The following is a 21205-nucleotide window of genomic DNA, read 5'->3' as shown; positions in this document are numbered from 1 at the left end:
TTCTAGTTATTTGATAAGTTGTTGAATCTAAAGTTATTGATAAAAGGTTGTAGAGACCTCTACATCAAAGCGCTCACTTTTGCGGGCTTTATATTAATAAAACAGATCTTAAATTTTAGTTTTATCCATACTAAACAGACGGTTGGCTTGGCATGGTTGCTGCTAAGCTGAATTTTAGCCGGAAGATTATCGAGCAGCTATATAATAAGCTGTTAGGCATTCATTACTGAGTACGATATATATGGAAATATTTATTGGCTGGATTTTAGGGATTATATCCTCATGGGTAATAGCAAAAATATTTGCTAAACAATCTAGCTCAGAGTTAGAAAGTAAACTTACAAAACAAACAACAAAATTAAACTCTGCTACAAGCTTTATAAATTTTGAACGAATGATCAGGTCTGGAAAGTGGCAACGTGAAGATATTGAAAACGATGAGGTATGGGTTTGCGAGTCAAATAATTTATTTCAATTTAAACGCTCTGAAGATAGGGAGCCTTTTCGTGAGAAGTGGACTTCTGTTTTTCCAGACCAAAACGGCTCTCGGTTTCATATAAACTTAATGATAAATGGAATTGTTGTTAGATCATTACCGTTCGTTTCTGGTGATGGTGGTCGTTATACATTGCCTCTTCCTGATCTCGAGCTTATGAACGAAGAACAAGTTTTTATTTGGTACAGAGACGATATAGACGTTTTAATAGCAGAAATTATCGGTAATTATTACAGGTATAATTCCATAGAGCAGGTTGCAAAATTTACAAAAGTTGAGCTTGTGCGTGGCAGAAAGCAAAATGCCTAACAAGGCAATTAAATCGGACACGTTAACGGCTGTCACGGTTTTTGCTAAAACAAAAAGCCAGCAAAAACAGCGCCAACCTACGTGCCGTTTATTGCGGCGTTAGCCGTATTTCAAAGTCATATAGTATTCATCAGGAAGATAAAATGTTTGAGAATGTTGTTTCAGGTTTAGTTTCAGGTTTAGTTGTTAGTTTCTTGGTACTGGTTGTTGGTCGATTTTGGAAAGGCGTAGTTGAGCCATGGATCGAAGAAAGAGTTTATAAAGATTTACATGTTGAAGGAAAGTGGTATTCACTATATGTAAACACAGGGGATTATAGGCAAGAAGCAATAAATATTAAACGGCATGGACACACTATTAATGGTCATATGATTTGCAAAACAGGCGCAGATGATGGCGAAGAGTATTATATATGTGGAAGTTTTAGAAACCTTTTATTGCCTTTAACTTATGAAGCTGCTGACAAGCAAAAAAGCGATAGAGGAACTATTACTTTAATGTCTTCACATAATGGCGAACGTTTTGTTGGCGAAGTTGCTATGTATGATACAAAAGCAGACTCTATTGGCACAACTAAGGTAATTTGGTTTAGAAATAGAAAAGATCTTGAAAGAACCGTTAAATATATAAAATTACATAGAGAGCAACTCGATGAAATACGAGAAAGAGAACGTCATATTCAGGATGAACTCTCAGATTTTTTTGAAGAATTTGCTAAAGAGTTTGCAAAGCGTAAAGAGGAAGAACAAAAAGAGAAAGAAGATGCAATCGAAGGTGAATCTAAGCGTATTGAAAACAACGGCTAACAAGAGACTATGGCGTCAATAGCTAATTTTGAGCTTTTGGTACTTCCCACATTACATCATCTCTTAGCATGGAAGTCTGTGTTACAACCCACTTTCTAATACAGGCAATTATGGCTACTTTCTTTGGCTTTCCAGCTGCGACTAGTCGCTGATAAGTTTCTTTGAAAACAGAGGTAGACTGAATAAATGGGGCAGAGTAAACATAATTATTTTTCTATTAAATGCTCATTAGCCAAGACTTAATTCCTAACCCATTTCTGTCCAAGAGTGAGTTGATAACTGTTCTGCCTTTATTTTGGTCACCCAATTATCGTGGCCATAAATACACCAACAATATTCTGCATGATAGTGTCTTTCAATTTACATTTTTGCTTATGGGACACTAAGCCGATAGCTAACCAAAACTGCGAATATGTCCCTTACTTCCCAGTCCATGCTCCAAGCCCCTATTAACACGTGGCTATTTATAAGTTCTTATTAATAAGTTCTTATCAACAAGTGCTTATTAACAAATACCTATTAACAAATATCTATTAACAATACCTATTAAACTCATCTTTCGGGTATCTAATACACAGTAGAGTCTGTATACTGCCGCGCTGCTTTTAAGCTCACTTTTTCTACTATTTATCCCGAGGGTTACCACTATCATTAGTACAAACAACATCACCATGCAGTTTGGCGCAGAGCCATTGTTTGAAAATATCTCCGCTAAATTTGGCCACGGTAACCGCTATGGTCTAATTGGTGCTAATGGTTGTGGTAAATCAACATTCATGAAAATCCTTAGCGGCGCGTTAGCTCCGAGTTCTGGTAATGTCTCGATTACTCCCGGTTTGAAAGTCGGTACATTGAGCCAAGATCAGTTCGCATTCGAGCAATACAGTGTGGTTGATACTGTGATCATGGGTGATGCAAAGCTATGGGAAGTGAAGCAAGAGCGTGACCGTATTTACTCGTTACCCGAAATGAGCGAAGAAGACGGCATGAAAGTCGCTGAACTTGAAAGTGAATTTGCTGAAATGGATGGCTACAGCGCAGAATCTCGTGCCGGTGAAATTCTATTAGAAGCAGGTATTGAAGAACATTATCATTTTGGTTTAATGCAACAAGTTGCACCGGGCTGGAAACTACGGGTTTTACTGGCACAGGCGCTATTTTCAAACCCAGATATTTTGTTACTTGATGAACCGACCAACAACTTGGATATTCATACTATTTCTTGGTTGGCAGGTGAACTTAATCAACGTAAGTGCACCATGATTATCATTTCACATGATAGACATTTCTTGAACTCCGTTTGTACTCACATGGCCGATATTGATTACGGTGAGCTGCGAATTTATCCTGGTAACTACGAATACTTCCTTGAAGCTTCTGGGTTAATTCAAGAACAATTATTAGCAGGTAATGCTAAAAAGAGTGCCGAAATGGCAGAGCTGCAAGACTTCGTTAATCGTTTCGGCGCCAATGCCTCGAAAGCAAAACAAGCAAGCTCTCGCGCTAAAAAACTTGAGAAAATCAGTTTAGATGAAGTGAAGTCATCGAGCCGTATGACGCCATCACTGCGATTTGATGAAAGTAAAAAAATGCACCGTCAGGCATTAGTGCTTGAAGAATTAGGTCATGGCTTTGACGGTGAAAGCTTATTTGCAGGTGGTGATTTAATATTAGAAGCGGGCGCAAAGCTTGCGGTTATTGGCGAAAACGGTGTCGGTAAAACCACCTTGCTACGTTGTTTAGTCAAGGAATTAGCGAATAACCATGGCACCATCAAATGGTCTGAAAACGCAGCGATTGGTTACTGCCCACAGGACAGCAGCAAAGACTTTGATAATGACTTGTCTTTGTTTGATTGGATGTCGCAGTGGCGAACGCCAAAGCATAACGATTTAATGGTGCGTGGCATGCTAGGGCGTTTGTTATTCACTGAAGATGACGCGAACAAGAAAGCCCGTAATTGCTCAGGTGGTGAAAAGAATCGCTTGTTATACGGCAAGTTAATGATGCAAGACGTTAACGTATTAGTCATGGATGAACCGACCAACCACATGGATATGGAAGCCATTGAAGCATTAAATAACGCCCTTAAATTATTTGAAGGTACGTTGATTTTTGTTAGCCATGACCGCGAGTTCGTATCGTCATTGGCAACTCATATCATTGATGTGAAAGACAAGCAGTTAGTGAGCTTCCACGGTACGTTTGATGAGTACTTAGCAAGTCAGGCAGAAGCTGCAAGTAAAGCGGCATAGTGCCTCAAATACAGTTTAACTGAACGGGTAAAAGTAATGCCGCTAACCTCAATGACGTTAGCGGCATTTTTATGGATGATATTTAGGATTCATTGATATCACTTTGAATCTAACAAATAGCTGTTAATGACCAATACTGCCTCAATGACGTTAGCGGCATTTTTAAGGATGATATTGTGAATTCAGTGATACCCCTTTGAATCCAAATAGCTGTTAGTGACCAATGCTGCCTCAATGACGTTAGCATCATTTTTAAGGATGATATTGTGGATTCATTGATATCACTTTGAAGCTAACAAATAGCTGTTAATGACCAATACTGCCTCAGTGACGTTAGCATCATTTTTAAGGATGATATTGTGGATTCATTGATATCACTTTGAATCTAACAAATAGCAGTTAATGACCAATACTGCCTAAATGTTGTATTAACATCATTCTTATTTCTGTTGGAGTTTCGCTATGCCAAAAACCACCAACATATGCCCAAAGTGGGATCATAAATAGCAATGACAGCAGTAATATTGTTAAGCCTCTGGCAGACATTTTAGTTCCCCAACGAGTGCTAAGATGCAGCGCCTCTTGTTTAGGGCAAGCTGAGATGCACTTCATGCAAGCTTGGCATTCGTCGCTACGAATTGTCGTTTGAGTGTGAACGATAATGTTAGCTGGACAAGCGCGAGTACATTTATCGCACTTCATCCCTTTGCCTTCAATTAAACATTGTTCAGTGGTGCGGCGTATTTTGAACGGACTTAAAAAACTGAGTAGCCCTAAAAATGCACCATAAGGGCAAATATATCGGCAAAATCCTTGTTTCTTCCAAGCGGCAATACCAAGAATAATACTGAAACAGATAAGGCTTATGATGGTAGGTTTTAAGAAAAACAGCGCCATCTTTAAGTCCGCGACTTTGTGATAATAACCATCAAGATAATGAGGAATACTAGCAAGCGGCATAGTGAAGACTAATAAAATCAGCGCTGCCATTAACAAGTATTTAAGCATGCGTAGTATCCAGTCTAACCAAGCTGGTGGAGCAAACTCTTGTTTGATGAACTTCTTTCTAAGGGCGTAAAGGTAATCGCCAGCTAATCCAAGTGGGCATGCCCAGCCACAAAAGGCGCGCTTACATAATAAGCCTGTGAGTAAAACCACCACTAACATGACGGCAGCAGAAGGGTGGTTTTTATCCCATAACCCCAGCCCTAAAATGGCTTTAAGTTCTATTCCGCCTGCAATCGGTAAAAAGGCATCGCCAATATCTGGACGAACCAATATGGGTTCGACTCCTGCTTTAAGCATGGCGGAATTGATGGCAAATTGTACCCCAACAAGCAGCATAGATAACGCCAGTAAGTGCCTTATCATTTCTCGTAATTGGTTGGCTTTGTTATTGCCTCTTGAGCTTTCGCCAGCAACAGCGCCGCCTTGGGCCAGTGCAGGTTGAAACTTATTTAACATTGTCACCGCAACCAGTGCCACGACTAGGCCGACAAATAACGGCCAATGGAGAGTCATTAACAGGGCAGAGCCAAGTAATACAGCGCTAATAGCTGCGCCCCATTTTTGTTTACTCCAGTAAAGTAAACTGATGCTATAGACTAGCGCTAGCATTAAGGTGATTGATTCGATAGTACTCATAAGATGACTTATTTATTGTGTAAGTGCTTATGAGAGCCAAGCTCGTTAATCTAAGTTCGTTATCCCATTTCAGATTGTGAATGAGTTCGTAAATTTAATATAAAAATCATAAATAAAATGCGCAATATCACTAACCTGAAATTAACATTGTTAACGGGGGTAGTATTTTCAAATTGATTTGATAGGAGGGAGGAACTTAGCTAAATAGGTAGGCTGTATGATGAAGCCCAATGTTCAACACGCTTGGGCTTTAGTGATTGCTTTAGCGATTATTTTAGTCGTGTTTTATCGTTGCCAAAGCGAGTGAGTAAGTTACTTCACTCGCTGGTAGATATGATTTGCATTCAGGTTTCGCTTAACAATCTTCATTGGCATCAATCTTCATTCGCATCAATAATGCGCTGCAGTCTTTCTTGCTCTTCTTCCCGTGCTGCGTTGATTTCTTCAAGCACAGAGTCAACATCAGCGATGTGTTCGCTTTCTGCAAATTCACCTGTAAGTTCAGTGTCTGGCGTTAGTTCTCCAGCTTCAAATAGTGCCCACATTTCTTTGGCATATTGGGTGTTAGCAAGCTCTGGGGCAAACTGGCTATAGTAGTTTGTCATGTTGTTTACATCACGGGCGAACATCCACACAGCATTATTGTTGGCTGCGGCATCAACCGCTTGTGGCAAGTCGATAATCACCGGGCCTTTGTCATCAACCAGTACGTTAAACTCTGATAAGTCTCCGTGAATAAGCCCAGCACATAACATTAATTTAGTGTATTCAATCATACTGGCGTGATCGCGTATGGCATCTTCTTTTGAAAAGACAACATCATTAAGTCGAGGGGCGACAACGCCCTCACTGTCAGTGACGAGCTCCATTAGTAACACACCAGAAAAACAACCATAAGGCTCAGGCACGCGAACACCCGCAGCGGCTAATTTATATAGCGCATCAACTTCGGCGTTTTGCCAAGCTTCTTCTTGCTGATCTCGGCCGAACTTAGAACCTTTCTCCATCGCTCGGGCGCGACGACTATTACGAACTTTTCGTCCCTCTTGGTATTGAACGGCTTGTTTAAAGCTGCGCTTATCAACATCTTTATAGACTTTGGCGCAGCGAATATCATCGCCGCAGCGCACAACATAAACACTGGCTTCCTTGCCGCTCATTAATTGGCGCAGGACGTCGTCGACTAAGCCTTCTTCAACCAGAGGTTGGATTCGTTTTGGGATTTTCATTGCGCCGTTATACCGAGTTTATTAGAACAAGGAAAGACCAATTATCGCCATCAGAGTAAAAAGTATCGTAGTGAACAGAAAAAGCTTTTGGGATAAACACCCAGCGAGATAGCTAAGCGTGTAGATTGCTTGCTATTATGAGGTTTATATTTCGCTCATCGGCATTTTTGGGATCTCTTATGGTTGAACTACAACGAAACAATCCACTGCATGGTTTAAAATCAGAAACAATGGTCGCTGAGCTAGTCGATTTTTATGATTGGAAGATTTTATACGCAGCCCTGCGCTTAGAGTGTTTCAATAATAATCCCAGTTTAGAGTCATGCCTTAAGTTTTTAAAGAAAACCGAATGGGCACGAGAACGCGTTGAAAGCTTTTATCTGTATCGTTTTAAAAGCATGCCAAAAGGCAGTGCTGCCCAGTTTGAGCTAAAACCCCGTGAGCGTGGCTTTGCTGATGGCATCGTGCCACGTAAGCCGCAAGAGCTGACAGTTGAGTTAATTGCAGAAATGCGTGAAAAAGCCACAGCTGATTACGAAGAAATGAAGCGTAATAACAGTCGCCCTAACAAGTACGGAAAAGATAAACCTAGAGCGCAAGATAACTATGCTCAAAATAATCATGCTCAAAATAAATCTCGTAATAAAAATCGCCCAGCGCCATCACAAGACCCGAGTAACCCTTGGGGTAAATAGGTTGGTTACTTAAGCACTAAGCGTTTTGCTAGACGATATAAGTTACCGTTTAAAAAACTTAGGCTAAGGATAAGTCGCTTAATTTGAATGGGTAGATCAAGCGTCTCATGTTTACCTAGAATAAGGATGTAGAGCACCTAAATACCGATATACGCTCGATTCGAGATATAACTTGCTCAGATTTATTATCAAGGATGTGAACGATGATAAAAAGCTCAACGTTAATAGTGATACTTAGAACTTGTATTTGTTGTGGCATTTGTCTGATTTTACTTGGCATTTATCTACATAACTTTAACCATACTGTTGAAGTGATGGGCGTGAAGGGGATTATTCTCAGCGCCATGTGTGTGGCATTTGGGATGGTGTTGTCATTGCCGACGAAAATGTATTTAACCCTAGTGCTGGTTAATCATGAAAACCATCAACGTGAACTTGAGCAGCAACAAAATGCCAGTCGCAAGTATCACACCAAAGGGCAGCCAAACGATCCCTAACATTTCCTTTAGCTGTGAATCAAAAGCCATAGCAGAGCGGCATAAGCCATAGCAGAGCGACTTAAACCATAGCAGAGCGGCATAAGCCTTAGCAAAGCGGCATAAGCCTTAGCAAAGCGGCATAAACCATAGCAGAGCGACTTAAGCCTTAGCAAAGCGGCATAAACCATAGCAAAGCGACATAAACTTTAGCAGAGCGGTATAGCCTATTTGCTATTGTTCAGTACAGATCTTCCCACCTCTCACTTAGCTGTTCACTTTTCTAGTAAACCTTTCTGGTGTGCGCTTCGTATCAATAGCATGTTTGAATAATCTCTAGGGTGTGTTTTGTCAGACAATCGCTGCTTATTTGTGTTTACTCAAGACCTTCGCTTACACGACAACGTGGCGCTGAATTCGTTATTGCGTCACGCGCAATCAGTGCAGCATGGTGGTCGCTCAAACCAGCAAACGCCAAGTTTGGCTTTTGCCTATGTGTTTGATGAGCAATGGTTTACACCAAGATGTTACCAGCAGCAATCAATGGGACCACACAAACTCAGTTTTTTACTGCAATCCTTGGCAGACCTTCAACAACAGCTCAGTGTATTAGGGCACTCATTGCAGTTATATTTTGGTAATCCTGCTGCAGTGGTTACTCAGTTGGCCGAACAAAACCGCATTAATGCGCTAGGTTACAGTAAATCAGTGGGCTGGGATGAAAGGCAATCTTGGCAGCAAATAGGTAAAAACCTGCCAGATGTCACTCTACTTGCACAGTGGAATAATGCTTTGTTCAATCAACAGCAAATGACGCCTTATATTGATGCAATGAACAGCTTCTCGCAGTTTCGCCGTAAAGTTGAAAAGGCGAAGTTAGCAGTGGAGTTACCTTGCGATACCTTCAATGGTATTTCGCCACAACCAATCACCTTAGTCAGCCAATATGAAACCGACTTCAGTCAGTTTCAAGCGCCATCTTCCGCTATATTTTCTGGCGGTGAAAAGGCGGCTAATAAGCATATTGAGCATTATTTTTCGAGTCATTATGCCAGCGACTATAAACAAACTCGTAATGCACTCGATGGCTTTGAACATTCGACTAAATTCAGTCCATTTCTCGCTTTCGGTAATGTGTCGGCAAGGGCGTTATGGTCACAGCTAAAGCAATATGAGCGCATACATGGCGCGAATGAGTCTACATACTGGATAGGCTTTGAGCTGCTTTGGCGGGAGTATTTTCATTGGCTTGCTTGGCAGCATGGCCCGCAGTTATTTCATTTTAAAGGCCAAGCAACAGTCAAGCCTCTGACGAGTTTTTTCCCTGAGCGATTTAAAAAATGGTGCTTAGGTAATACTCCTTATCCTTTGGTCAACGCTTGCATGAAACAGCTTAATACGACGGGTTACATGTCTAACCGTGGGCGACAGATTGTAGCCAGTTGTTTAGTGAATGAATTAGGCCTTGATTGGCGCTATGGCGCTGCCTATTTTGAGCAACAATTGATTGATTATGATGTGGCATCTAACTGGGGAAACTGGCAGTACATTGCTGGCGTTGGTGTCGATCCACGTGGTGGTCGCCATTTCAATATCGAAAAACAAACAGCCATGTACGACCCTCAGCATGTTTTTATTCGCCATTGGTTGGGCGAGCAATGGCAGCAAGAGCTAGCGTTAAACTTAGATAGCCTTGATGCTGCCGATTGGCCACAAGAACATCAGGAGGCTGGCTAATGCCTATAGCGGTTGTGTGGCTTAAACGAGACCTACGCTTGTCTGATCACGCGCCTTTATTGGAGGCAATTAATTCGGGTTTGCCTGTATTACTTTTATATTGTTTTGAGCCCATAGTCGTTAACGACAAACACACTTCCGCTCGCCACTTACAGTTTATTAAGCAATCCTTGCAGGATATCCAGCACCGAGTCCCTCAAGGCGCATTACGTTGCAGCCTTGATAACGTGACAGAAACCTTAACAGACTTACATCAGCAATTTGGTATATCGGCGTTATATTCACATCAAGAGGTGGGGCTTAATAGTACCTTTGAACGTGACATTGAGGTGGGGCAATGGTGTGAAATTCAAGGCATTGATTGGCATGAAACACCCTATGCGGCAGTGGTACGAGGTTTATCTGATAGGCAAAATTGGGACAAGCACTGGCAAAAGGTCATGCGTGCGCCCTTAGCAAATATTGATTTATCGGTAATTGATTGGCTGATTGATGATGAAGCGAGAGGTTCATTGAGTCGATGTGCAGCCTCGCTGCCCAACGCTATAGGCACATTTCAATATGGTGGCGAACAATCAGCTTGGCAAACGCTAACGTCGTTTTTTGAAGGGCGTGGCCAATCTTATGCGTACTCATTATCGAGCCCACTGTTAAGCCAAACCCACTGTTCACGCCTGTCGGCATATTTGGCGTGGGGCAATATAAGTTTGCGTCAGGTATACCAGCAACTTTTACAACACTGGAACACCAAAGGCTGGCGACGCAGTCTGGTGGCGTTAAGCTCAAGGCTGCACTGGCATTGCCATTTTATCCAAAAGTTTGAAAGTGAATCAGCAATGGAGTTTAGACCGGTCAATCGTGGCTACATTGATTTACCACGAGCCGAAGGGGTTGCTGCTATGCTCAAGTTAGAGGCTTGGAAAACCGGTAAAACAGGTATTCCTATGGTGGATGCGTGTATGCGATGTTTAATTCATACGGGCTATATCAACTTTAGAATGCGTGCCATGTTAGTGAGTTTTCTGACCCATCATTTACAGCTTGATTGGCGTTTAGGTGTGCAGCATCTTGCCCAGCTGTTTTTAGACTTTGAGCCAGGGATCCATTACAGCCAATTCCAAATGCAAGCTGGGGTTACTGGCATTAATACCATTCGGATTTATAACCCTGTAAAGCAAGGTATCGAAAAAGATTCTGATGGCGAGTTTGTCAAAAAGTGGTTACCTGAACTGGCAGATATTCCAGCTCCTTTAGTGCATTCCCCTTGGATGTTGTCACCAATGGAGCAAATGATGCATCAAGTGCAACTCGGTATTGAATACCCTGAGCCAATCGTCGACCTAAGCCAAAGCTATAAAGCGGCGCAAAGCCTATTGTGGCAATGGCGCAGCCGACCTCAAGTCAAGCAAGAGGCCCAACGCTTGTTGCAGCGACATGTTAGGCAGGGTTGATGAGAAAATCACAAGGGATAAAAAGCACCTTACCAGACAAAATATGTGCAGGGCCTGTTGATCTTTCAAGATTATTTTTGCAGCAACTTGTTGGAAATTTATATAAGGCAGCGACTTTGATGTGTGGTTATTCCACATGATAAGTCGTTAACGCAGTATAAATGACAACAAGTGCTGCCTGTAAGGTTCGTTTAAAAGCACCTATGCTCTTTGCAAAGAGTTCAGTTTGTTGTGAGCGAATTTGTTTAGATGACTAAACGTCATCGCTCACGCCGCGATTAAAGTGCTTTTAATTCGAACAAATTCTAATCAGCAAAGAACAACAGGCCCTAGTGTGTCAGCGACCATTTAGTTGGCGTAAAAAATGGAAGCGGGATTGGCCTAATGTGAAGTTCTGCTCTAAGCGCTGCGCGGGTGAAAGACGATCAGTCATTGCAAGCTTAGCGAAAACCTTACCCGCAAATAGCTTACTCGTTAATACAACACTGACTAAGGCTGAATTAGCTAATAAGCCATTAGTTAAAAAGGAAACGTCATGAAAACAGCCAATCGATTACGACTGATTTTAGGCGATCAACTTAATGCGTCACACTCTTGGTTTCGCCAGACCTGTCCAGAGACTTTATATGTTATTGCTGAGCTAAAACAAGAAACAAACTACACCCGTCATCATGGGCAAAAGGTGTGTGCTTTTTTTGCAGCAATGGCCGCCTTTGCTAAGGCACTGCAGCAAGCTGGGCATCGTGTGTGCTATTTAACGTTAGATGACACTGCGTCATTTACAGATTTACCTGAATTATTTCATAGCCTGATTGAGCAATACCAAGTTACGCAGTTTGAGTATCAGTTGCCTGATGAGTATCGCCTGCGAGAGCAGTTAGCGAATGACATGAATTTCAACACAGGCGTTACGACTCAAGCCTACGAAACTGAACACTTTTATTTGTCTGATTCAGAGCTCAATGAGTACTTCAAAGCGGGTAAGAAACACCGTTTAGAGCACTTTTATCGCAAGATGCGTAAACGCGTTAATTTACTGATGGATGGAGACAATCCAGAAGGTGGGCAATGGAACTATGATGCTGAAAACAGGAAAAAGTTAACTCCTGCCGACTTTGAACATGTACCCGAAGCGTTAGTCTTTAGTCATGATGTTAGCGAAATAATTGCACGGCTAAAACGCCATGACATTCACACCATAGGTAAAGTGTCACAGACCTTGCTTTGGCCAGTAACACGTCAGGAGGCACAGGATTTATTAGTGCATTTTTGTCGCGTTTGTTTAGTGCGTTTTGGCCAATTTCAAGATGCGATGACAGGCCAACTTGATTCCTTGCTTTCTCAGCGACAATGGAGTCTATACCACTCTCGGTTATCCTTTGCCATTAATAGCAAAATGCTCAGTCCACAACATGTGGTCGATACCGCGATTGCATCTTATCGCCAAGCAGAGGGTGCCATCTCATTAGCGCAAATTGAGGGCTTTGTTCGGCAAATTGTTGGCTGGCGTGAATTTGTCAGAGGAATTTACTGGGCTAACATGCCTGAATACGCCCAATTGAATCATTTGGCATCCACAAGAGCTTTACCGCAATGGTTTTGGGACGCTAATACCAAGATGAATTGTCAACATCATGCCATTAAACAATCCCTCGATTATGCCTATGCTCATCATATTCAGCGTTTAATGGTCACGGGTAACTTTTGCCTGATTGCAGGCATTCACCCTGATGAAGTAGACCAGTGGTATTTAGGTATTTATATCGATGCGATTGAGTGGGTTGAAATGCCCAACACCCGAGGGATGAGCCAGTTTGCTGATGGTGGCATTGTTGGTTCAAAAGCCTATGCCGCTAGCGGTAACTATATTAAAAAAATGAGCGACTATTGCACAGACTGCCACTACAAGGTGAATCAAATTGACACAGAGGATGCGTGCCCGCTGAACTCGATGTACTGGCACTTTATGGATAAGCATCAACACCGTTTTAATGCCAACCCTCGCACTAGAATGGTGTACGCCAATTGGCTTAAAAAACCAGAAGCAGATAGGGCTCGTATACTTAAGCATGCCCACGGGTTATTAGCCAATTTAGATAATATCTAATGCTCAGTCTCAGTCTAATGCTCAGTCTCAATCTCAATCTCAGTCTCGACACATTGGCACCGAGAACTTTTACTTTACATCAGGGCTAAGTCTCGCTTGGATTTATTTTACAACTTACAGGAAACGTCACCATATTATGGCAATTAAGCATTTCAGTTCAGCAGATATTAATGGCTTTGCAGATCGTCAACGTGCAAGGTTTATCAATAGCTTATCAGGGTTTAAAAGTGCCAATTTAGTGGCAACAATTGACGAGCAAGGCATCACTAATTTGGCGATGATAAGCTCGGTGTTTCACATTGGCGCATCGCCTGCGTTAGTCGGTATGATCATTCGCCCAACCGCTGTGCAGCCTCCAGCAAAAAACACCCTCAAAAAAGCGAACATCAACGATGCTGACAATAAAGCTGTTCCCCGAAATACCTTAGCCAATATCAAACGCACTGGGGTTTACACCATTAACCACGTATCGGCAGATATTTATCAGCAGGCACACCAAACTTCGGCTAGGTACGATGATGCTATTTCAGAGTTTGATGCAGTAGGGCTTACAGAAACCTATATTGATGGAGTTGCTGCGCCATTTGTTCAACAAAGCCAGCTAAAGTTTTCGCTGTCAGTGCGGGAGATTACGCCATTAACTATCAACAATACGATATTGGTGATTGGCGAAGTCAGCCATGTATTAGTGGATAACATCGCGGTGAAAGATGATGGTTATATTGATATCGAGTCGATAAATACCGCTGCTGTGTCGGGGCTTGATAGTTATCATACGACGACCAGATTATCACGCTTGAGCTATGCCAAAGTTGATAGGCCAGTACAAGCATTGGATATTTGATTGTAGCTGATGGCAGAAAATAGCGGATAATCAGCCACAATCGAGTTTTATTTTAATTAATCCAAGACTAATGGAGCAAAAACACCGATAATTCACCCAATTCGATAGATAGGCGCGATCGTTAGCGCTGATTTAAACATATTAGCTAAGCAAGTTGTGGGTGTATTCAATGGAAATCAAAGTTAACTTTCTCGATAACTTAAGGCTCGAAGCCAAGTTTGACGATTTTACGGTTACGGCCGATCAGCCTATTCGCTATAAAGGTGATGGTTCAGCGCCAAGTCCGTTTGATTACTTCCTTGCATCATCTGCGTTATGTGCGGCTTACTTCATCAAAGTTTATTGTAAAGCCCGCGATATTCCGACCGATAATATTCGCCTATCGCAAAACAACATTGTTGACCCTGAAGATCGTTACAACCAGATTTTTCAAATTCAAGTTGAACTGCCTGATGATATCTCAGAGAAAGATCGTACCGGCATATTGCGTTCCATTGACCGCTGTACGGTAAAAAAGGTCGTGCAAACAGGCCCTGAATTTAAAATAGAAACGGTTGAAAACCTCGATAGTGATGCGAACGCCATGCTAATGGGGCAACCTGATGGTGATGAGTCTACCTACATTTTAGGTAAAGACTTACCGCTTGAAGAAACCATTAAAAATATGACCGGGATGCTGGCTGATCTTGGGATGAAAATTGAAATCTCATCGTGGCGCAACATCGTCCCTAACGTGTGGTCATTACATATTCGTGATGCAGCATCGCCAATGTGTTTTACCAATGGTAAAGGTGCAACCAAAGAAAGTGCATTATGCTCAGCGTTAGGCGAGTTCATTGAACGTTTAAACAATAACTTCTTCTATAACGATCAGTTTTTTGGCAACGAGATCGCCAACAGCGAGTTTGTTCACTACCCCAATGAAAAGTGGTTTGAACTTGAAGAAGACGATGCTTTACCGCAAGGCATTTTAGACGAGTACACCCTTGAAATTTATAACCCAGATGAAGAGTTAAATGGCTCGCATTTGATTGATACTAACTCAGGCAATATTGAGCGCGGTATTTGCACGATTCCTTACACACGTCACAGCGATGGTGAAACGGTCTATTTCCCATCAAATCTGATTGAAAACTTATTTTTAAGTAACGGCATGAGCGCGGGTAATAATCTGCAGGAAGCCCAAGTACAGTGCTTGTCTGAAATCTTTGAAAGAGCCATTAAACGCCAAATCATTGAGCAAGAAATTGTCCTTCCTGACGTGCCAATGGCCGTATTAGAAAAGTATCCAAGCATTCTTGCGGGTATTAAAGGCTTAGAAGAACAAGGTTTCCCAGTTGTGGTTAAGGACGCCTCACTTGGTGGTGAATTCCCAGTGATGTGCGTGACCTTAATGAACCCTAAAACAGGCGGCGTATTTGCCTCATTTGGCGCCCACCCAAGCTTTGAAGTGGCATTAGAGCGCAGCCTTACTGAGTTACTGCAAGGCCGCAGCTTTGAAGGCTTAAATGACGTGCCAAAGCCGACATTTAACAGCATGGCAGTGAGTGAACCAGAGAACTTTGTTGAGCACTTTATTGATTCAACGGGTGTGGTTTCATGGCGATTCTTTAGCAGCAATTCAGAATATGAATTCTGTGAATGGGACTTCTCAGGTACATCTGAAGAAGAAGCAAACGGCTTATTCGGCATCTTAGAAGCCTTAGGTAAAGAGGTGTATACCGCTGAGTTTAACCAGTTAGGTGCATCAGCTTGTCGTATGTTGGTCCCTGATTTTTCTGAAGTTTACCCTGTTGAAGACCTGATTTGGGATAACACCAATAAAGCCTTAGATTATCGTGAAGATATTTTAAATCTGCATCGTTTATCTGATGAAGAACTGGTGGATTTGGTTAACCGTTTAGATGAAAGTCAGCAAGATAACTACACTGACATTCGCACCATGATTGGTATTGTGTTTGACGAAAATACCGTCTGGGGACAGTTAACGATTATTGAGTTAAAAATCTTAATTTACCTTGCATTAGGCGCTCTTGAAGAAGCCCTTGAGTTAGTCGAAGACTTCCTGCAATTTAACGATAATACGGTTGAGCGTGGCTTATTCTATCAAGCTGTTAATGCTGTATTAGAAGTTGAATTAGATGAAGAGCTGGAACTCGAGCACTTTATCCATAACTTTACCCGTATGTTCGGCGAAGAAGTGATGCAAAATGTGGTTGGTAGCGTAACAGGTGAAGTGAGATTCTATGGCCTAACTGAAACCAGTATCAACCTTGAAGGCATTGAGCCTCATTTACGCTTGATTGAAAGCTATAAGAAACTGCATCAAGCGCGTAAATTGGCTGCTAAGTTATAAGCTCAACGCTGCTTAATAATGCTAAATAGCGTTTTATTGAAATGAATTTAATGCCCGTTAGTGACTCACTAATGGGCATTTTTATTGTTATTTTATCAAGTTATTGCTTCAGTCATTTTCAGCATTCATTTGATTTCAGTTCAGTTCAGCTCAGCTCAGTTCATTCCCTTGCAATAACAAAAGCACTCTTTATCGTCAAAGCACTACTTATTCCCAAAGTACTATTTATCATGATTTACATCGCGTTGCGGTAATGTTCGTGTGTGCTTTGAAGTTGTAACCTTGTTGTTCGACCATAGTGATTGCACAAATATACAATTGTTTGAGTAAGGTTTGCTGGTGGGTGTTATTTGGAGGGGGATGTTGATATTTTCTCTTTGTTTTTGTAACTAAGCTGTTGAATAAGAATGTTTTTGGCGGTTTTAGGCTTGTTTGTCATTCAGGTTGATTAACATGATGAGAAATAACAATAAACTCAAAATATTTCTTTCAGAGTGACATGATAATGACAAAGATAAAAGTGACGATGTTAGCTGCTTCAGTAGTGTTTTTACTGGGTTGTGATGATGTTGATATCAATAATAGCTACATTCAAAAAAGTCTAACCGCATCAAATGGCGCTTTATACGATCAAAACACCGCCTTTGAAGGTCGTGCGTATATGGACTACGACTTGCCAAGTATTAGTCCTCGTCTAGGCTATTGCTTCAATGGAAGCCTTGCTGTGCAAGTGTGTGCAGAGACATCATTTGATGGCCGAGTAGGGTACGATGAGGATTGGGTAGAAAACTATCAGGCGCTTGATTTAGATAATAAAACCGTGCGTTTTAAAACTTTCAATGAAGCCACAAACCCTGAACAAGATTTGATCCCACTGATTATTAATAAAGCCTATTCCTACAGCAGTGACTGGGAAAGCCGATTGATTGATTCTGCAAAACGTATTGAAAGCACAATTGGTCAGCGGATTTTTCAACGTGAAATACTGTATGTCGATATTCATGTAGAGGATGAATTCGCTGTTAGCCGAGATGATTTATATAACGGCAGCTATATGACGAATGACAGTAAGTTCAGTGCAGATGGTGTTGCTACCTCTTATAAACAACTGATTAAAGAGAATCCACATGTTGCAGGTGGCATTATTATGTCTGTTGGCTCCAATGTGGTTTACAAAAACTGTGGTGATTCTAAAGGCTCGGTGAGCTATGCACCTAAAACAAACTACATTCCATCACAAGTCATAGACTCAGAGGGTTATTTGAGTAATGAAGGCTTTGTGTGGGTCAATTTAGGCGTAGTATCGGGCACGTGCAATAACCTGAATAATGTCAGTAATAGCATTATTGATCATGAGTTGGGGCACTTGATCGGCCTTGCCGATCATTTTGAAGATTATGGTCATGGCGCAGCTTGGGGGGATGGAGCCAAAGCAGTGCTTAAAGCGTTATACAACAATCCGCTCGGCACGCCTTATGACTTAATTGAAAAACCATAAAACTGATATCATATCAATGTGAGTCACTAACAGTGCTGGTTAAGTTAAGTTAAGTTAAGTTAAGTTGTTGATTATGATTTGATTTTGTCACTGCCTTACATTGAAAAGCGAACCTCCTGGTTCGCTTTTTAAGTTTATAGAAATCCGTCGATATCACGAATGTTTTTTAAAAAACGCTCATAAATAATCGTTGTAATTTTTGAGCTAATGCGTCTTTTTGTTGTATTTTCATATCATGGTTTTTCTGAATATTAGTCTCTAGCATAGCAAGTACAAAGTCTTTGCCAGCTTTGTCTCGATCCTGTTGATTAGGAAAGAGCTCCCTAATTTTTGCGAGTTCATTATAGTCAAACCAAATCCCCCCACAGCCAGGACATTCATCCACTTCTACTTGATTTTTTGGACTGTAAAAATATCGGCGCATGACGATATCGGGACATTTCGGGCAATTAATTCTTTGGCTATAATCTATTGCAGATGGGGTAAATTGAGATAAATGCTCTACCAGCACCGAACCGCGCTTTTCATGTTCTTCGTCAAAATGCATCAGCTCATAATTGTCAAAAAAGACACCACCAGAGGCTTTGGAAAACTCGACCGTTATACCGCCGACTTTGATAGGTGTTAGTTCAGACGCCGTTCTTGGGCATTTCATGTCGTTACTCCTTTAACTGCTAGGTTTATATGCTTCATTATAAAGATTAATTTGCTGTTAAGTTACTTTTAATGGGTGTATTGGTAAAGCTTTAAAATAGAGTTAGGTTTAGTCAATTGATTACGAAGGCAGTTAAGGGGTCTGGGTTAGTCAACTGCCAAGAGAGGTATGTTGAGAAGTATGGAATGGTGGTTAAACGGGTAAGCGTTAAAAGTGTTTCGAATAAGAGAGTAATTGCGAATAATCATTTCAGTGGCGGAAACTGTCACTAATGACTAGAGCCAGTATTAGATAGAGTCTGTGAGGTAAATTATCCTTGCGAAAATACTACCTTGGTAAAATACTACCCGCGCGAGCATAAGGGGGCTCGCGCGGGTAGCTTAATCCAATGAATTATAAATCAAATCTATCGGCATTCATCACTTTGACCCATGCGGCAACAAAGTCATTCACGAACTTGGCTTTATTATCATCTTGCGCATAATGCTCACAATAAGCACGTAAGATGGAATTAGAACCAAAGACTAAGTCAACACGTGTCGCAGTCCATTTCTGAACCCCACTTTCTCGTTCAACAATATGATAGAGGTTGTTAGCAACAGGCTTCCAAGCGTAGTTCATGTCAGTGAGATTAACGAAAAAGTCGTTAGTTAACTTACCGACATCATCAGTGAACACGCCGTGAGTTTCACCGCCATAGTTGGTGCCTAATACTCGCATGCCACCAATTAATACCGTCATTTCTGCTGCAGTAAGCCCCATGAGTTGACTGCGCTCTAACAATAGCTCTTCAGCGGTCACAACATAGTCAGACTTTAACCAGTTTCTAAAGCCATCATGAATGGGCTCAAGAACATCGAATGACTCAGCATCTGTCATTTCAGCGGTTGCATCACCTCGACCTTGGCTAAATGGCACTGACACATTAACGCCTGTTTGAGCGGCTGCGTGTTCAACAGCGCAGCTACCGGCTAACACAATTAAATCAGCCATCGAAATGGATGAATTCTTTTGTGCTTTAATCGCTGCTAATGCCGCGAGAACTTTATTAAGCCGTTCAGGTTCATTGCCTTGCCATTGGTTTTGCGGCGCAAGTTGAATACGAGCGCCATTTGCACCACCACGTCTATCAGAACCACGATAGGTTCTGGCGCTATCCCATGCGGTAGTAATGAGTTCAGCCACCGTTAACTCGCTTTGTAAAATAGCCGCTTTAAGCTCATTAATTTCAGTTTCACTGAGAGTATGAGGATTACTAGGGATTGGGTCTTGCCAAATTAGCTCTTCATTTGGCACATCATTACCTAAGTAGCGAGCTTTAGGGCCAAGATCTCTGTGAGTAAGTTTAAACCAAGCTCGGGTGAACACTTTGGCAAAGTAGTCGGGATCGTTATAAAAGCGCTCGGCAATTTTTCGATATTCAGGATCAAATTTTAATGCCATGTCGGCATCGGTCATGATTGGATTATGGCGTTTAGTTGGGTCTTCAACATCAACTGGCATATCTTCAGGTTTGATATTGACCGGTTCCCATTGCCATGCACCAGCTGGGCTCTTGGTTGTCCACCAATCGTAGTTTAATAATAGGTGAAAGTATCCGTTATCCCACTGGGTAGGGTTTGTTGTCCAAGCGCCTTCAATACCACTGGTGACAGTGTCACTGCCGATCCCACGGTGTTGTTTATTGAGCCAACCAAAACCTTGATCTTCGATTTCAGCCGCTTCTGGCTCAGGGCCTAATTGCGCTGCATCGCCATTACCATGACATTTACCCACAGTGTGACCGCCAGCCGCTAAAGCGACGGTTTCTTCATCATTCATGGCCATACGCGCAAAGGTGATGCGAACATCATGGGCGGTTTTAATTGGATCTGGCTTACCGTCGACCCCTTCTGGGTTAACGTAAATCAGCCCCATCATGACCGCTGCTAATGGATTATCTAAATCTCGCTCGCCAGAATAACGGCTATTTTCGTTATCACTGGTGGCGAGCCATTCTTTTTCAGCGCCCCAGAAAATATCTTTCTCTGGACTCCAGATATCTTCCCGTCCGCCAGCAAAACCGTACATCTTAAGTCCCATTGACTCGTAAGCCATGTTACCAGCAAGAATCATTAAATCTGCCCAAGATAAACTGTCGCCATACTTCTTTTTAATCGGCCAAAGTAGGCGGCGGGCTTTATCTAAATTGCCGTTATCAGGCCAGCTGTTCAAAGGAGCAAAGCGCTGGTTACCGCGGCTTGCACCACCGCGCCCATCGGCAATACGGTATGTCCCAGCTGAGTGCCACGCCATGCGGATCATCAAGCCACCATAATGTCCCCAGTCGGCAGGCCACCAGGATTGTGAGCTGGTCATTAGCTCAATTAAATCTTGCTTAACTGCATCTAAATCTAATGCATTAAACGCATCGGCATAACTAAAACTGTTGGGCATAGGATCGGTTTTAGTATCGTGTTGATGCAAAATATCGAGGTTAAGCGACTTGGGCCACCATAGCTGATCTTGGCTTTGTTGATTGGTGTTGCCCCCATGCATGACAGGGCATTTTCCGGCTGACTTTGAGCTATCCATTACGCTATTTCCTTGCTGAGTGATGTGATAAACATAATCAAGAACTCCCACTAAATTGGGTGACTTCTTGATT

15 protein-coding genes and 2 pseudogenes are annotated in these 21205 nt (G+C 42.0%); 12 read left to right on the top strand and 5 right to left on the bottom strand.

Annotated features, from left to right (window positions below; genetic code table 11):
* The first annotated feature begins 241 nt into the window (after positions 1 to 241).
* Positions 242 to 805 carry a hypothetical protein gene (locus AN944_RS11985; protein ID WP_055024853.1) on the top strand — a complete coding sequence of 188 codons (564 nt, stop codon included), beginning with the start codon at positions 242 to 244 and terminating at the stop codon, positions 803 to 805.
* 41 nt (positions 806 to 846) lie between these two features.
* The gene (locus AN944_RS11980) at positions 847 to 1611 is read left to right on the top strand and encodes a hypothetical protein (RefSeq protein ID WP_055024852.1); all 765 of its coding nucleotides are present in this window, start codon (positions 847 to 849) and stop codon (positions 1609 to 1611) included.
* A 22-nt stretch (positions 1612 to 1633) separates the two neighbouring features.
* Here the strand turns inward: AN944_RS11980 and AN944_RS21520 are convergent.
* Positions 1634 to 1798: pseudogene (locus AN944_RS21520) on the bottom strand (IS110 family transposase); the annotation flags it as partial.
* 460 nt (positions 1799 to 2258) lie between these two features.
* On the opposite strand from AN944_RS21520, the gene AN944_RS11975 reads away from it, so the two are divergent.
* Positions 2259 to 3866 carry an ABC-F family ATPase gene (locus tag AN944_RS11975; RefSeq protein ID WP_082420004.1) on the top strand — a complete coding sequence of 536 codons (1608 nt, stop codon included), beginning with the start codon at positions 2259 to 2261 and terminating at the stop codon, positions 3864 to 3866.
* 399 nt (positions 3867 to 4265) lie between these two features.
* On the opposite strand, the gene AN944_RS11970 is transcribed toward AN944_RS11975, so the two are convergent.
* Entirely contained in the window at positions 4266 to 5510 is a 1245-nt protein-coding gene (locus AN944_RS11970; protein ID WP_055024850.1) for a 4Fe-4S binding protein, read from the bottom strand.
* A 374-nt stretch (positions 5511 to 5884) separates the two neighbouring features.
* Positions 5885 to 6739, bottom strand: coding sequence for a PA4780 family RIO1-like protein kinase (locus AN944_RS11965; protein WP_055024849.1), 855 nt, complete (start codon positions 6737 to 6739; stop codon positions 5885 to 5887).
* A gap of 179 nt (positions 6740 to 6918) precedes the next feature.
* Between AN944_RS11965 and AN944_RS11960 the strand changes: the two genes are divergently transcribed.
* From AN944_RS11960 to AN944_RS11925, 9 genes and pseudogenes are all read left to right on the top strand, one after another.
* Positions 6919 to 7434 (top strand): VF530 family DNA-binding protein, encoded by a 516-nt coding sequence (locus tag AN944_RS11960; protein WP_055024848.1) that lies wholly within the window; start codon positions 6919 to 6921, stop codon positions 7432 to 7434.
* A 206-nt stretch (positions 7435 to 7640) separates the two neighbouring features.
* Positions 7641 to 7931: a hypothetical protein gene (locus tag AN944_RS11955; protein ID WP_408005083.1), complete on the top strand. Its 291-nt coding sequence runs from the start codon at positions 7641 to 7643 to the stop codon at positions 7929 to 7931.
* A gap of 327 nt (positions 7932 to 8258) precedes the next feature.
* Positions 8259 to 9647: a DASH family cryptochrome gene (locus AN944_RS11950; protein ID WP_055024846.1), complete on the top strand. Its 1389-nt coding sequence runs from the start codon at positions 8259 to 8261 to the stop codon at positions 9645 to 9647.
* On the top strand, positions 9647 to 11098 hold the full coding sequence (locus AN944_RS11945; protein ID WP_055024845.1) for a deoxyribodipyrimidine photo-lyase: 1452 nt from the start codon (positions 9647 to 9649) through the stop codon (positions 11096 to 11098). Before AN944_RS11950 ends, AN944_RS11945 begins: the two co-directional genes overlap by 1 nt.
* Positions 11099 to 11400: 302 nt before the next feature.
* A pseudogene (locus tag AN944_RS21880) lies at positions 11401 to 11526 on the top strand (DUF2256 domain-containing protein); the annotation flags it as partial.
* Positions 11527 to 11633: 107 nt separating this feature from the next.
* Positions 11634 to 13205: a cryptochrome/photolyase family protein gene (locus AN944_RS11940; RefSeq protein WP_055024844.1), complete on the top strand. Its 1572-nt coding sequence runs from the start codon at positions 11634 to 11636 to the stop codon at positions 13203 to 13205.
* Positions 13206 to 13341: 136 nt separating this feature from the next.
* On the top strand, positions 13342 to 14049 hold the full coding sequence (locus tag AN944_RS11935; protein WP_055024843.1) for a flavin reductase family protein: 708 nt from the start codon (positions 13342 to 13344) through the stop codon (positions 14047 to 14049).
* A gap of 169 nt (positions 14050 to 14218) precedes the next feature.
* Entirely contained in the window at positions 14219 to 16405 is a 2187-nt protein-coding gene (locus tag AN944_RS11930) for an OsmC domain/YcaO domain-containing protein (protein WP_055024842.1), read from the top strand.
* 505 nt (positions 16406 to 16910) lie between these two features.
* A complete protein-coding gene (locus AN944_RS11925; protein ID WP_144430183.1) occupies positions 16911 to 17903 on the top strand; it encodes a hypothetical protein in 993 nt (330 codons plus the stop codon).
* Positions 17904 to 18069: 166 nt separating this feature from the next.
* Here AN944_RS11925 and AN944_RS11920 read toward each other — a convergent pair whose 3' ends face one another.
* Positions 18070 to 18558: a zf-TFIIB domain-containing protein gene (locus AN944_RS11920; protein WP_055024840.1), complete on the bottom strand. Its 489-nt coding sequence runs from the start codon at positions 18556 to 18558 to the stop codon at positions 18070 to 18072.
* A 393-nt stretch (positions 18559 to 18951) separates the two neighbouring features.
* Positions 18952 to 21132 carry a catalase/peroxidase HPI gene (katG, locus tag AN944_RS11915; RefSeq protein WP_055024839.1) on the bottom strand — a complete coding sequence of 727 codons (2181 nt, stop codon included), beginning with the start codon at positions 21130 to 21132 and terminating at the stop codon, positions 18952 to 18954.
* Positions 21133 to 21205 lie beyond the last annotated feature (73 nt).

This window comes from Shewanella sp. P1-14-1 (genome assembly GCF_001401775.1).
Lineage (GTDB): Bacteria > Pseudomonadota > Gammaproteobacteria > Enterobacterales > Shewanellaceae > Shewanella > Shewanella japonica.
Note: the sequence above shows the minus strand (reverse complement) of the source record. Positions and strands in the feature narration are given on the sequence as shown.

Bases quoted from the DNA above. Each gene is read 5' to 3' on its own strand.
- AN944_RS11985 (WP_055024853.1), top strand. From the start codon at position 242: ATGGAAATATTTATTGGCTGGATTTTAGGGATTATATCCTCATGGGTA.
- AN944_RS11970 (WP_055024850.1), bottom strand. From the start codon at position 5,510: ATGAGTACTATCGAATCAATCACCTTAATGCTAGCGCTAGTCTATAGC.
- AN944_RS11965 (WP_055024849.1), bottom strand. From the start codon at position 6,739: ATGAAAATCCCAAAACGAATCCAACCTCTGGTTGAAGAAGGCTTAGTC.
- AN944_RS11960 (WP_055024848.1), top strand. From the start codon at position 6,919: ATGGTTGAACTACAACGAAACAATCCACTGCATGGTTTAAAATCAGAA.
- AN944_RS11945 (WP_055024845.1), top strand. From the start codon at position 9,647: ATGCCTATAGCGGTTGTGTGGCTTAAACGAGACCTACGCTTGTCTGAT.
- AN944_RS11940 (WP_055024844.1), top strand. From the start codon at position 11,634: ATGAAAACAGCCAATCGATTACGACTGATTTTAGGCGATCAACTTAAT.
- AN944_RS11935 (WP_055024843.1), top strand. From the start codon at position 13,342: ATGGCAATTAAGCATTTCAGTTCAGCAGATATTAATGGCTTTGCAGAT.
- AN944_RS11930 (WP_055024842.1), top strand. From the start codon at position 14,219: ATGGAAATCAAAGTTAACTTTCTCGATAACTTAAGGCTCGAAGCCAAG.
- AN944_RS11925 (WP_144430183.1), top strand. From the start codon at position 16,911: ATGACAAAGATAAAAGTGACGATGTTAGCTGCTTCAGTAGTGTTTTTA.
- AN944_RS11920 (WP_055024840.1), bottom strand. From the start codon at position 18,558: ATGAAATGCCCAAGAACGGCGTCTGAACTAACACCTATCAAAGTCGGC.
- katG (WP_055024839.1), bottom strand. From the start codon at position 21,132: ATGGATAGCTCAAAGTCAGCCGGAAAATGCCCTGTCATGCATGGGGGC.